At 68.8% G+C, this 13,384-nt stretch carries 11 protein-coding genes; 1 reads left to right on the top strand and 10 read right to left on the bottom strand.

All coding sequences use genetic code 11. The annotated features are described in order from the left end of the window. Positions 1–163: 163 nt before the first annotated feature. The 6 genes from ACIBJH_RS18390 to ACIBJH_RS18365 form a co-directional block, all read right to left on the bottom strand. Positions 164–1,789 carry a beta-N-acetylhexosaminidase gene (locus tag ACIBJH_RS18390; RefSeq protein WP_399117882.1) on the bottom strand — a complete coding sequence of 542 codons (1,626 nt, stop codon included), beginning with the start codon at positions 1,787–1,789 and terminating at the stop codon, positions 164–166. Position 1,790: 1 nt separating this feature from the next. Next, complete coding sequence (locus tag ACIBJH_RS18385; protein WP_200714547.1) at positions 1,791–2,636, bottom strand: carbohydrate ABC transporter permease; 846 nt, start codon at positions 2,634–2,636, stop codon at positions 1,791–1,793. Continuing rightward, a complete protein-coding gene (locus ACIBJH_RS18380) occupies positions 2,633–3,508 on the bottom strand; it encodes a carbohydrate ABC transporter permease (RefSeq protein WP_399117881.1) in 876 nt (291 codons plus the stop codon). Before ACIBJH_RS18380 ends, ACIBJH_RS18385 begins: the two co-directional genes overlap by 4 nt. Before the next feature lie 84 nt (positions 3,509–3,592). Next, positions 3,593–4,885 (bottom strand): extracellular solute-binding protein, encoded by a 1,293-nt coding sequence (locus ACIBJH_RS18375; protein ID WP_399117880.1) that lies wholly within the window; start codon positions 4,883–4,885, stop codon positions 3,593–3,595. Positions 4,886–5,080: 195 nt separating this feature from the next. Beyond that, positions 5,081–5,368, bottom strand: coding sequence for a DUF3039 domain-containing protein (locus ACIBJH_RS18370; protein ID WP_026178118.1), 288 nt, complete (start codon positions 5,366–5,368; stop codon positions 5,081–5,083). Between the two features lie 49 nt (positions 5,369–5,417). Beyond that, positions 5,418–5,993 (bottom strand): YqgE/AlgH family protein, encoded by a 576-nt coding sequence (locus tag ACIBJH_RS18365; protein WP_399117879.1) that lies wholly within the window; start codon positions 5,991–5,993, stop codon positions 5,418–5,420. Positions 5,994–6,246: 253 nt separating this feature from the next. On the opposite strand from ACIBJH_RS18365, the gene murA reads away from it, so the two are divergent. Beyond that, on the top strand, positions 6,247–7,593 hold the full coding sequence (gene murA, locus ACIBJH_RS18360; protein WP_043679363.1) for a UDP-N-acetylglucosamine 1-carboxyvinyltransferase: 1,347 nt from the start codon (positions 6,247–6,249) through the stop codon (positions 7,591–7,593). A gap of 102 nt (positions 7,594–7,695) precedes the next feature. Here the strand turns inward: murA and ACIBJH_RS18355 are convergent, their stop codons facing one another. The 4 genes from ACIBJH_RS18355 to ACIBJH_RS18340 form a co-directional block, all read right to left on the bottom strand. Beyond that, positions 7,696–7,977 carry an HU family DNA-binding protein gene (locus tag ACIBJH_RS18355; protein WP_019056394.1) on the bottom strand — a complete coding sequence of 94 codons (282 nt, stop codon included), beginning with the start codon at positions 7,975–7,977 and terminating at the stop codon, positions 7,696–7,698. 408 nt (positions 7,978–8,385) lie between these two features. Next, positions 8,386–9,813: an NAD-dependent malic enzyme gene (locus ACIBJH_RS18350; RefSeq protein ID WP_399117878.1), complete on the bottom strand. Its 1,428-nt coding sequence runs from the start codon at positions 9,811–9,813 to the stop codon at positions 8,386–8,388. Between the two features lie 306 nt (positions 9,814–10,119). Continuing rightward, a complete protein-coding gene (locus tag ACIBJH_RS18345) occupies positions 10,120–12,432 on the bottom strand; it encodes a HelD family protein (protein WP_399117877.1) in 2,313 nt (770 codons plus the stop codon). 152 nt (positions 12,433–12,584) lie between these two features. After that, positions 12,585–13,346, bottom strand: coding sequence for an anti-sigma factor (locus ACIBJH_RS18340; protein ID WP_093627213.1), 762 nt, complete (start codon positions 13,344–13,346; stop codon positions 12,585–12,587). Positions 13,347–13,384: the final 38 nt, after the last annotated feature.

Raw genomic sequence — 13,384 nt, 5'->3', positions numbered from 1 at the left:
GACGTGGCAACTCTGGCACATCTTCGCAAGACCCGAACGCGGGGGTCCGCTAGGAGGCATTCGCCCGTCTCATCAGCGAGATGGTCCGTTTTGGTACGGCATCACCGGTACGCGCGGATTGCCACTCAACGGTGACACCTGGGGGCTTTTTCCCTTCTGTGTTCTAGGCGTTCGGGGGCGGGCCGTCCTTGGGTCGTCCGAGCACTCCGGGGCGGCGCTGCCACGGCAGGGGTCCGGTGGGCGGGCGGTAGGCGACACCCAGGGCGTCGAGTCGCGGATAGTGGGCGGTCATCCGGCGCTCGAAGTCGGCGAAGTCCCGTTCCCCGGGCGCCGGAAGGGTGCTCCAGGCGACCTCGGCGAACGCGGCCAGCCTGGGGAACGTCTGGTAGTCCACGCGCGCGTGATCCTCCATCACCTCGGTCCACACGTTGGCCTGCGCGCCCAGCACATGGCGGGCCTCGGCCTCGGTGAGCTGCGCGGGAACGGGCTCGAAGCGGTAGACGTCCTCCAGGGTGCGCACATGGGCGATCGGCACCGGCTCGTCCTCGCCGCCGTCCTGGCGCCAGTCCAAGTACACGTGTTGTTCAGGGCACATGACGACGTCGTGGCCCGCGCGGGCGGCGGTGATCCCGCCCTCGTAGCCGCGCCAGGACGACACGACGGCCCCGTCCGCGAGACCGCCCTCCAGGATCTCGTCCCAGCCGACGAGCCTTCTCCCGCGCGCGGAGAGCCACTTGTCGAAGTGTCGGATGAACCACGACTGCAACTCGTCCTCGTCCGCGAGCCCGAGTTCCTCGATGCGGGCCTGCGCGGCCGGTGACTGCTTCCACTGGTCCTTGGGGCATTCGTCGCCGCCGACGTGAATGAACTCCGAGGGGAACAGGTCGAGGAGTTCCTCGAACACCCCCTCGTAGAAGCGCAGGGTGTTGTCAGTGGGGGCGAGTACGTTCGGGTTGATGCCCCAGGTGTCCCAGACCGAGAGGGAGTTGGTGTCGATGACGTCCGTGTTGCCGAGTTCCGGATACGCGGCGATCGCGGCCTGCGAGTGTCCCGGTACGTCGATTTCCGGGACCACGGTGATATGCCGCTCGGCGGCGTAGGCGACGATCTCGCGGATGTCGTCCTGGGTGTAGTAGCCGCCGTGGGGCTTGTCGTCCCACAGGGGTGAGGCACGGTGGCCGAATTTCGTGCGGGCCCGCCAGGAGCCGATCTCGGTCAGCTTCGGGTACCGCTTGATCTGTACGCGCCAGCCCTGGTCGTCCGTCAAGTGGAAGTGGAAGACGTTGAGTTTGTGCGCCGCCATCAAGTCCAGGTAGCGCAGGACGCCTTCCTTGGGCATGAAGTGCCGGGCGACGTCGAGCATCAGGCCGCGCCAGCGGAAGCGGGGGGAGTCCTGGATCGTGACGTACGGCACGGCCCAGGTCCGGTCCCGGTCGAGCGGGGCTCTGCGATACGCGTCGGGGCCGAGCAGTTGACGCAGTGTCTGAGCGCCCCAAAAGACACCGGCCGGGCTGCCGCCCTCGATGAAGACCCCGTTCGAGTCGCTGACGAGGCGGTACTCCTCGGGGCCGAGCGCGCGGTCGAGCTGGAGCCCGATGCCGTCGTCGCAGGCGTCGTCGAGTTCCTGCCCCTCGCGCAGCGGCAGACCGGTGGCCTGCTGGAGGGTGGCGCGCAGCCAGTTGCCGACGCCCTCCGTGCCGGTGCCGGCGTAGAACCGGGAACGCGCCGTCAACCGCACCTCGCCGGAACCGGCGACAACACCGCGGGGCTGAGGAATCAGTTCAGTCACGTCAGTCCTTAACCGCTCCGCCCAGCCCCGAGACCAGACGTCGCTGTACGAGTACGAAGAACACCAGCACCGGAATCGTCATCACAGTGGAGGCCGCCATGACCCCGCCCCAGTCCGGGTCGTCCGGCTTGTAGAAGACAAGGAGGGCCATCGGCAGGGTCGACTGGGAAGTGTCGCTGATGATGAACGACTTGGCGAAGAGGAAGTCGTTCCAGGCCGAGATGAAGGAAAACACGCTCGTGGCGACCAGCCCCGGGAAGACGAGCGGGAAAAGGATCTGCCACAGGAATCTTGTCCGGCTCGCTCCGTCGATGTACGCGGCCTCCTCCAGCGCGTCCGGTACGGCTTTCACGAACCCCCGCAGCATCCAGATCGCGAACGGCAGCGAGAACGCGATCTGGGGCAGGATCAGGGACCCCAGGGTGTTCAGCAGGCCGAGCCCCCGCATGGTGAAGAACAGGGGGATCGTCAGCGCTTCCACGGGCACCATCTGGGCCACCAGGAACATGATCAGGAGGGTGGTCCGGAAGCGGAACCGGAATCGGGTCACGGCGGTCGCGGCGAGAAAGGCGATCAGTGCCGAGACGATCACCACGGTGCCCGCCACGGCAAGGCTGTTGACGAAGTAACGGCCGAATTCCTGCTGCCCGAAGACCCGTCGGAAGGAGTCCAGGGAGGGCGCGAGCGTCCATGGCCGGGGCTCGCTCGACTCGATTTCCCCGGCCGGTTTGAAGGCGCTGAGCACCATCCAATAGAGGGGGAACGCGACCACGACCGCGATCAGCAGCGCCGAGGCCTCGGCCGCGAGCCGCCAGGGCCGTCGTACAAAACCGCGGAGCGTACTCACAACTCCTCCCCCTGCCTGCGGAGCAGGCGCAGATAGATCAGCGTGACGGCGAGCAGCATCAGCAGCATGACGACGCCGATCGCCGAGCCGAGGCTGTATTTCGAGGACGCGAACGCCTGTTGGTAGGCGTACACGTTGAGGACGAGGTTCTGGCCCGCGATGCCGCCGCCGTTGGTCATGACGTAGATCTGGGTGAAGACCTTGAAGTCCCAGATGACCGACTGGATGGTGACGACGGTCAGGATCGGCCGGAGCATCGGCGTGAGGATCGACCGCCAGATGCGCCACTGCGAGGCGCCGTCCAGAGCGGCGGCCTCCAGGACCTCGGAGGGTACGGCGCGGATGCCGGCGTAGACCGTCACCATCACGAACGGGAAGGAGCACCACACCACTTCGAGCAGGACGAGGAAGAACGCGCTGAGGCGTCCGTACGTCCAGGAGTGGTCACCGAGGCCCAGGATCCGGTTCACCGGCCCGAAGTCCGGGTCGAAGAGCAGCAGCCAGACCGTCGACCCGGTCACCGCCGGGGTCGCCCACGCACCCAACGCGGCCAGCATCAGCACGAGTCGGGGCAGGGCACGCACGCGCGTGAGCAACACCGCGAGCGCACACCCGACCGCGAGGGTCGACACGACGCACGCCCCGGCGAACAGCACGGTCGACAGCAGCACCTGCCAGAACTGGCTGTCGGAGAACAACTCCGCGTAGTTCCCGAACCCCTTGAAGGTGGTCGGCTCGCCACCGCTCACCTGGGCCTGCGTGTACTGGAAGAACGAGATCAGCCCGAGTTGGTAGATGGGGTAGACGAGCAACCCGCCAAGGACGACAAGAGCCGGGGCAAGATAAATCCAAGGGGTAGTCCAACCCCCCAAGGGGCGCGGGGAACTGCGCGACCGGCCACGACGAACCCGCACCCGCGAACGATCCGCAGTCAACGAGCTATTAGGCGCCACGGCTCAACCCGCAGAGCGAAACGCGGAGTTCATCTTCTTCGCCGCGTCCTTCGAAGCCGCCGCCACGCTCTTCTTGCCGCTGATGACCTCCTGGAGCATCGTCGGCAGCACCAGCGAGGAGTCGATCTCGGACCAACCCGGCGACGCGGGAACGAACTTGGTGCCGGCGGCCAGGGTCTGCACGAAGGGCTTCTCGAACGGCACCTTCGCGGCAGCGGCGTCGCGGACGTCCGTGAACGTCGGCAGGAAGCCCATCGCGTCGAACATCGAGGCCTGCGTCGCCTTCGAGGTGAGCTGTTCCATGAGGTCCACCGCGAGCGTGCGGTGCGAAGTGCTCTTCAGGACACCGACGTTGTTGCCGCCGGCGAACGCGGGGGCGACCGAGCCGGACGCGACACCCGGCAGCGGGACGACCGCGTACTTGCCCTTCACCTTGCCCGCCTCGACCGCGCTGTGGCTGAAGTCGCCGCCGATCGCCATGCCCGCCTTGCCGGCCGCGAACGCGGTGATCGTGTCGTTGCCGCCCATGACCGCGCACTTGGCGGCGGGACAGTTGTCGCTGGTGAAGAGCGAGGTGTAGGCCTTGATGCCCTTCTGGGCGGCGGCGCTGTCGATCCCGGAGGTGTACGAACCGCCCTCGGCCGTGGCGAGTTCGCCGCCGTTGGCCCACACGAAGGGCATCGCACCGTAGGTGTAGGCGCCGCCGACGACCAGGCCGTAGAGGTCGGACTTCGCCTTGTGGATCTTCCGGGCGGTGGAGGCCAACTCGGCCATGGTCTTGGGGGGTTGGAGGCCGAGGTCCTTGAAGACGTCGGTGCGGTAGTAGAGGGCGCGGACGCCGACGTAGAACGGGGAGCCGTACTGCTTGCCGTCGACCGTGACGGACTGCTTCGCGGTGGGGTCGGTGTCCTTGGCCTCGCTCCAGGCGCCGAACTCCTTGGTGACGTCGAGGAGTCCGCCGTCGTGGACGTAACCGGCCGTGTCGGTGTTGCCGTACTCCATGACGTCGGGCGCGGACTTCGGGTCGTTGAAGGCGGCCTTGACGCGCTGGGCGCGGGTGTCGATCGGGATGTACTCGACGTCGACCTTGGTGCCCTTGTGGGCCTTCTCGAAGGCGGTGACCACGGAGTCGACGACCTTCGCCTTCGGGTCGTTGCCGACCTCCTGGAAGAGCCACACCCGCAGGGTGCCGCTCTGATCGTCCTTTTCCGAGGACGAGTTGTCGGAGGTCTGGGGCGCGCAGCCGGCCACGACGGCGGCGGCCAGGAGTACGGCGAATCTGGGGGCGAGCTTCATGGAGCGTTCCTCCGGGAATCCGGGCGTGCGTTGCAACATATGCAATGGGCGTTTCGCTCTGCACAACACCACGGAGATTAAGGAGTAGATGAACGAAGCCACAAGAGGTCTCAACCACTTCGTGACACGCGAAAGGCCCCCAGAGCACGCCGAAGCGTGCCCTGGGGGCCTCAGAAAGTCAGACCGGCCGAACGGCTACTTGTCGCCGCCCTTGCCCTTGTCGCCGTCCCCGCCCGAGCCCATGGACTCGTAGATCTCCTTGCACATGGGACACACCGGGTACTTCTTCGGGTCGCGGCCCGGCACCCAGACCTTCCCGCACAACGCCACCACAGGAGTGCCGTCCAGGGCGCTCGCCATGATCTTGTCCTTCTGGACGTAATGGGCGAAGCGCTCATGGTCCCCGTCGCCGTGCGACACCTGGGGCGTCGGCTCTACGAGGGTCCCCGTACCAGTCCCGCGCTCGGGCTCAAGAGTGCTCATAGTGCCAAGGGTACTGAAGCTCTCGGGCATCAGTTCCGCCAAGGGTCGATCAGTTCAGGGAAGGGTCGTCCGGATACGTCGCCACCATCGCCAGCTCGCTGCGCTGGCGGCGCAGCACCTCGCGCCAGAGCCGCTCCGGGGACGGCGAGGAGACGTCACCGGGCTCCGACTCGACGACGTACCAGGCGCCGTCCACGAGTTCGTCCTCCAGCTGACCGGGACCCCAGCCGGCGTACCCGGCGAAGATTCTCAGTGAGCCGAGCGCCGAGGCGAGCAGTTCCGGCGGGGCCTCCAGGTCGACGAGGCCGATCGCGCCGTGCACCCGCCGCCAGCCGAGCGGGGCGCGCTCGGCGGACGACGCGCCACCCGGGATGACGGCGACGCCCAGGGCCGAGTCCAGCTGGACCGGGCCGCCCTGGAAGACGACTCCCGGTTCGCCGGCGAGATCCGCCCAGCCCTCCAGGATGTCGCCGACGTCCACAGGAGTCGGCCGGTTGAGGACGACACCGAGGGAGCCCTCCTCGTCGTGGTCGAGAAGGAGCACCACCGCGCGGTCGAAGTTCGGGTCCGCCAGGGCGGGTGTTGCCACGAGCAACCGCCCTGTGAGCGAGGACACCTCGGTCATGCCAGACATGATCCCGCATCTTCCCCGTGATGGGGGAGGCAATGCGGGTACCTGAGTGAATGCAGCTCAGGGCGCACCGAAGCGTCCTCCGCGCACACCCCTGCCCGGTGACCCCATGTGCCCGATTGAGAGCGGTTCGTGTTGTGACACAGCTATGACGTAGCTGGGTGGTCCTTGGGCTTTCTGAAGGGGGGTGGGCGGCCACTACGCTTACGTCTTCGGCCCCTGCCCAACTCCACGGAACGCGAGATTCATGACCGTCAACGGCTCAGACGACGTACTGCTTGTCCACGGCGGAACCCCGCTGGAGGGCGAGATCCGTGTCCGCGGTGCGAAGAACCTCGTACCCAAGGCCATGGTCGCCGCCCTGCTGGGCAGTGAGCCAAGTCGACTGCGCAACGTACCGGACATCCGAGACGTTCGGGTCGTACGCGGACTGCTGCAACTGCACGGGGTGACGGTCCGTCCGGGTGAGGAGCCGGGCGAGCTGGTGCTCGATCCGTCGCACGTCGAGAGCGCCAACGTCGCCGACATCGATGCCCACGCGGGCTCTTCGCGCATCCCGATCCTGTTCTGCGGTCCGCTGCTGCACCGGCTCGGGCACGCGTTCATCCCGGGGCTCGGCGGCTGTGACATCGGCGGCCGGCCGATCGACTTCCACTTCGAGGTGCTGCGGCAGTTCGGCGCGAAGATCGAGAAGCGGGCGGACGGCCAGTACCTGGAGGCCCCGCAGCGGCTGCGCGGCACGAAGATCCAGCTGCCGTACCCGTCCGTGGGCGCCACCGAGCAGGTGCTGCTGACCGCGGTGCTGGCGGAGGGCGTCACCGAACTCGCCAACGCGGCCGTGGAACCGGAGATCGAGGACCTCATCTGCGTACTGCAGAAGATGGGCGCGATCATCGCCATGGACACCGACCGCACGATCCGCATCACCGGTGTGGACTCGCTCGGCGGCTACACCCACGCGGCCCTCCCGGACCGCCTGGAGGCCGCCTCCTGGGCGTCCGCGGCGCTGGCGACCGAAGGCAACATCTACGTCCGGGGCGCGCAGCAGCGCTCGATGATGACGTTCCTCAACACCTACCGGAAGGTGGGCGGTGCCTTCGCGATCGACGACGAGGGCATCCGCTTCTGGCACCCCGGCGGGCAGTTGAAGTCCATCGCGCTCGAAACGGACGTGCACCCGGGCTTCCAGACGGACTGGCAGCAGCCGCTGGTCGTCGCGCTGACGCAGGCGACCGGCCTCTCCATCGTCCACGAGACGGTCTACGAGTCCCGCCTCGGCTTCACCTCCGCGCTCAACCAGATGGGCGCGCACATCCAGCTCTACCGTGAGTGCCTCGGCGGTTCGCACTGCCGCTTCGGCCAGCGCAACTTCCTCCACTCGGCGGTCGTCTCGGGCCCGACCCGCCTCCAGGGCGCCGACCTGGTCATCCCCGACCTCCGCGGCGGCTTCTCGTACCTCATCGCGGCCCTGGCGGCCCAGGGCACGTCCCGCGTCCACGGCATCGACCTCATCAACCGCGGCTACGAGAACTTCATGGAGAAGTTGGTCGAGCTGGGCGCGAAGGTGGAACTGCCGGGCAAGGCGCTCGGATAACAGCGGTCGTACGTACGACGATGGGGCGGCCACCCTGACCGGGTGGCCGCCCCATTCGCGTTACTTGAGCCTCGTACGCAATCCCGTCGCGTACGCGAAGGCCTACTTGCCCTTGGCGGCTTCCTTGAGCTTCGAGCCCGCGGACACCTTGACGCTGTAACCGGCGGGGATGTTGATGGGGTCGCCGGTCTGCGGGTTGCGCGCGGTGCGAGCGGCACGGTGGGTGCGCTCGAAGGTCAGGAAGCCGGGGATGGTGACCTTCTCGTCGCCCTTGGAGACGATCTCGCCGACGGTCTCGGCGAACGCGGCCAGAACGGCGTCGGCGTCCTTGCGGGTCACCTCGGCACGGTCGGCCAGCGCGGCCACCAGCTCACTGCGGTTCATGTTGTTACTCCCGTGTTCTTCTTGCCGTTTGAGGCGTGCCACGCGGCGGAGCCGCATATCGGGCACGGTGAAGCCGATGCTGCCAGGGACCCCGGTGAGTCCCCGGACCCGGGTCCGTCGTCCAGACCCTCGCGCCCGAAGACGCATCCTGCCCCTACCTGCGGCGGGAAAGCCAATCCGGCACCCGTAGGAGTCGCGAGAACACCCGTGGGAGTCACACGAAGAGCGCCACTGCATCAGTGTGGTGACGCTCCGTCGGCTCCCGGCAGCGAGGGCCGGGCCTGGAGGGGCCCGAAGCCTGGCCGCCACGATAAACGGCCGCCGAAGGCCCCGGGTTCCGCGACGCGCCGATGTACGGGCGGCCGTGGCGATCCTCACAGCCCCCGCACACACGCGCCGGTCGCTGTCCTACGACGCGGAGGGTGCCGTCGCTCCCGCCGCCTTCGCGGCCTCGCGCACCGCGCCGGCCACCGCTCCGGCGACCTTGTCGTTGAAGACGCTGGGGATGATGTAGTTCGCGTTCAGCTCGTCCTCGGACACGACGTTCGCGAGTGCGGTCGCGGCGGCGAGCATCATCTCCGTGTTGACGGTGCGGGACTGCGCGTCCAGCAGACCGCGGAAGACACCCGGGAAGACCAGCACGTTGTTGATCTGGTTCGGGAAGTCCGAGCGGCCCGTGGCCACAACGGCCGCCGTCTGACGGGCGATCGTCGGGTCGACCTCGGGGTCCGGGTTCGCGAGCGCGAACACGATGGCGCCGTCGGCCATCGCGGCCACGTCGTCGCCGTCGAGGACGTTCGGGGCGGAGACGCCCACGAAGACGTCGGCGCCGCGCACGGCCTCCTTCAGGGTGCCGGTGAGGCCTTCGGGGTTGGTGTTGTCGGCGATCCAGCGCAGCGGCGAGTCGGGCTTGGCGTCGACCAGGTCCTCGCGGTCGGCGTGCACGACACCGTGGATGTCGGCGACGACCGCGTTCTTGACGCCGGCGGCGAGCAGCAGCTTGAGGATGGCCGTACCGGCCGCGCCCGCGCCGGACATGACGACCCGGATGTCACCGATGCCCTTGCCGGCCACCCGCAGGGCGTTGGTCAGCGCGGCGAGGACGACGATCGCGGTGCCGTGCTGGTCGTCGTGGAAGACGGGGATGTCGAGGGCTTCGCGCAGCCGGGCCTCGATCTCGAAGCAGCGCGGCGCGGAGATGTCCTCCAGGTTGATGCCGGCGAAGCCCGGGGCGATGGCCTTGACGATCGCGACGATCTCGTCGGTGTCCTGGGTGTCGAGGCACAGCGGCCACGCGTCGATGCCGGCGAACCGCTTGAACAGGGCGGCCTTGCCCTCCATGACGGGCAGCGCGGCCTTGGGGCCGATGTTGCCGAGGCCGAGGACGGCCGAGCCGTCGGTGACGACCGCGACGGAGTTGCGCTTGATGGTGAGGCGGCGCGCGTCCTCGGGGTTCTCCGCGATCGCCATGCACACGCGGGCGACGCCCGGGGTGTAGATCATGGAGAGGTCGTCGCGGTTGCGGATCGGGTGCTTGGACTGCATCTCGATCTTGCCGCCGAGGTGCATGAGGAACGTACGGTCGGAGACCTTGCCGAGGGTGACGCCCTCGATGCCGCGCAGCTGCTGGACGATCTCGTCGGCGTGGGCGGTGGAGGACGCCGCGATGGTGACGTCGATGCGGAGCTTCTCGTGGCCGGAGGCGGTCACGTCGAGGCCGGTCACCGAGCCTCCGTGGGACTCCACGGCCGTGGTGATCTGGGAGACCGCCGTTCCGCTGGCGGGCACCTCCAGACGGACCGTGATCGAGTAGGAGACGCTGGGCGCCGTAGCCATGGCCGACTTCCTCTGCTTTCACCGTTGAGCTGAGTACGCGCTCCGATGGTCGCACCTACTGCCTGGTAGGCGTTAGCCGCCCCTGATTGCGAACGTTTTGTTCGCGAGAAAAAGAGGCCCCCGTCACCTTTTCCGTGACGGAGGCCTCTCTGACAAGCAATGACACCGACCCGCCATGCTCGCCTCGCGGCAAGTGGTCGCTCTGAGCGACGAAGGTTGGGCCCGGGGGCTTGGATCGGGCCGGTGTCACACCCAGGCTAACAAACGGATCCCGTAAGGCCATTCCCATCCCGCAGGTTCACAGAATCAGTCCCGCAGGAGATCCGGCACCCCGTTCGCGTCGGGCTCGTCCCGTTCGGCGGAGACGACCGTGAGCTGCTGGGTCGCGCGGGTGAGGGCGACGTAGAGGACGCGGAGGCCGGCGGGCGACTCGTCGGCGATCTCCGCCGGCGATACGACGACCGTCGCGTCGTACTCCAACCCCTTGGCCTCCAGGCTGCCGAGGGCGACGACCCGGTCGCCGAGGCCGGCGAGCCAACGGCGGGCCTCCTCACGGCGGTTCATGGCGACGACCACGCCGACCGTGCCGTCGACCTGGTCGAGCAGCCGGGCGGCCTCCGCGCGGACGGACTCGGCCAGTGAATTCCGTACGACGGCGAAGCGGGGCTTCACTCCGGTCGAGCGGACCGCGGACGGGGACTCGGAGCCGGGCATCGCGAGGGCCAGGACCTTGGCCGCCAGTTCGGCGATCTCGGCCGGGTTGCGGTAGTTGACGGTGAGGGTGAAGCGGCGGCGGGGGCGGGAGCCGAGGGCCTCGTCGCGGGCCTCGGCGGCCTCGTCGGGGTCGGACCAGGAGGACTGGGCCGGGTCGCCGACGACCGTCCAGGTGGCGTGCCTGCCGCGGCGGCCGACCATGCGCCACTGCATCGGGGTGAGGTCCTGGGCCTCGTCCACGATGACGTGCGCGTACTCGACGCGCTCCTGGGCGAGCCGTTCGGCCCGTTCGCGCTGTGTCTCCTCGCGTACGGGCATCAGCTCTTCGAGGCCGGTGAGCTGGTCCAGCGGGTCCAGGTCGCGCCGCTTGCGGGGGCGGGCCGGGGTGCCGAGGATCGCCTGGAGTTCGTCGAGGATCGCCACGTCGTGGACGGAGAGTCCGTCCCGCTTCAGGGCGCGGGCGGTTCTGCGGACCTCGCCGGGGTTGAGGATGCGGCGGGCCCAGCGGCCGAGCTTGCGCTCGTCGGACATGGCCTCCAGGACGGCGCGCGGGGTGAGTTCGGGCCACCAGGCGTCGAGGAACGCGATGAACTCGTCCTCGCTCGCGACGTCCTCGTCGAAGGACGAGCGCAGTTCGGCGGCGAGTTCGGGGTCGGTGTGCCGGCTCGCGGAGCCGGAGCGCTCCCACAGGGCGTCCAGGAGGAGCTTGCGGGCGCGCGGGCGCAGCATGTTGACCGGGGCCGTACCGCTGAGGGCGTTCTGCCGGACGCGCTCCAGGTCGGCGGCCTCCAGTTCGAGCCGTCGGCCGAAGGCGACGACCCGCAGGCGGGCCGGTGACTCGTTCGCTTCGAGGGCGCCGCGCGCGGCCTTCCGCAGGACGCGGAGCATGCGGTACGAGCCCTTGGTGCGGGCCACGGCCGGGGAGTCGTACAGGGTGGCCTCGGCGCCGTCGACGAGGGAGCCGATGGCCCGGATGGCGACCTGGCCCTCCTCGCCGAGGGACGGCAGGACGCCCTCGGTGTACGCGACCAGCAGCGGGGTGGGCGAGACGATGAGGATGCCGCCCGCGTAGCGGCGCCGGTCCTGGTAGAGGAGGTAGGCGGCGCGGTGCAGGGCGACGGCCGTCTTTCCCGTCCCCGGGCCGCCCTCGACGTAGGTCACCGAGGCGGCGGGGGCGCGGATCACCAGGTCCTGTTCGGCCTGGATGGACGCCACGATGTCGCGCATGGTGTGGCTGCGGGCCTGGCCGAGCGCGGCCATCAGGGCGCCGTCGCCGATGACGGCCAGCTTGTCGCCGTCGAGGAAGGCGGTCAGCTCGGGGCGCATCAGGTCGTCCTCGACACCGAGGACCCGGCGGCCCTTGGAGCGGATTACGCGGCGCCGTACGACCCGTCCGGGCTCGACCGGGGTCGAGCGGTAGAACGGGGCGGCGGCGGGCGCCCGCCAGTCGATGACCAGGGGGGCGTACTCGGTGTCGAGGACTCCGATGCGGCCGATGTGCAGGGTCTCGGCGATGTCGGCCGTGTTGTCGTCGCGCACGGAGCCGTCGGCGGGTTCGACGGCGGTGTAGGCGCCGTCGGGCCCCTTCTGGCCGTCCTTGCCGAGCAGCAGGTCGATCCTGCCGAAGAGGAAGTCCTCGAACTCGTTGTTGAGCCGGTTGAGGTGGATACCGGCGCGGAACACCTGCGCGTCGCGTTCGGCGAGCGCGCCGGGTGTGCCGACCTGGCCGCGTTTGGCGGCGTCGTTCATGAGGAACTCGGCCTCGCGGATCTTCTCCTCAAGGCGCCGGTACACCCGGTCCAGGTGTGCCTGTTCGCCGCTGATCTCCCGGTCCCGTAGCGAATCCTGGGCGGATTTGTCGGACACCGCATCGAGCGCGGTCTCCTGTTGAGCCTGTGCGGCCACCGGGCCCCCTTCTGACGTGCTGGGCAGCCGTCAACCGTACGCGAAGGGAGGCCGCCGAGGCGAGGGGCCCGCCCGGCGGAACCTGACAAAGACGCGGGGCCCGGTGCGCGCCAGGCGCGTTCCGGACCCCGTCGAACACAGTGGACCAGCTGCTAGGCGTCCACTTCCACGAGCTTCTTGCCGTCGAAGGTCATGACCTCGAAGTGGTCGATCTCGTTCGGCGTGAGGGCCGCTCCGCCCTGGGCGTAGAGCGGCGCCTTGGCCTCGGCCTTCGTGGCGTTCGCGATGCCGTAACCCCAGGCCGGGACCGACCAGGAGCTCATGGTCTCGCGTTCGCCGTTCTTGCCGACCGCGATCAGGGAGCACTTCAGCGGGCCCTTGACGTTGCTCAGCTCGACGACCCCGAGGGTGCCCCAGTCCTTCTTGGTCATCGCCACGGTCGCGGAGACCTTGGTGGTCTTGTCCGTGGCGGAGACCTTGTCGGACAGAGTTTCGAAGGTGTCCTTGGCGGTCGCCGCGGCCACGGTGCCCTTCTGACCGGAGCTGTCGCCGCCGTTGGCCGCGATGACGGCCAGCGGTCCCGCGATGATCAGGGCGGCCGCCGCGGCGATCATGTAGAAGCTGCGCCGGCGCTTCATGGCCCGGCGTTCACCTACGTCGTCGACCAGCCGCTCCACCAGCCGCGGGCTCGGCTTGGCCGACAGGGACTCGCCGATCGCGGGGGTGCCGGAGCCCGGCAGGTCCGCGAGCGCCGCGAGCATCGGTTCCATCCCGGCCAGCTCGTCGAGCTGCTGGGCGCACCACTCGCACGTGGCGAGGTGTGCCTCGAAAGCGGTTGCTTCGGCGTCGTCGAGAATCCCGAGGGCGTAGGCGCCGACGGTCTCGTGTTCGTTCGAGCCCTGAGATCCCTGCATGGAACCAGGACTACCCGTTCCGTATCCCCCGTAAATGC

Source organism: Streptomyces sp. NPDC050548 (assembly GCF_044457385.1).
Classification (GTDB): domain Bacteria; phylum Actinomycetota; class Actinomycetes; order Streptomycetales; family Streptomycetaceae; genus Streptomyces.
This window is presented reverse-complemented; position numbering and strand designations above follow the sequence as displayed.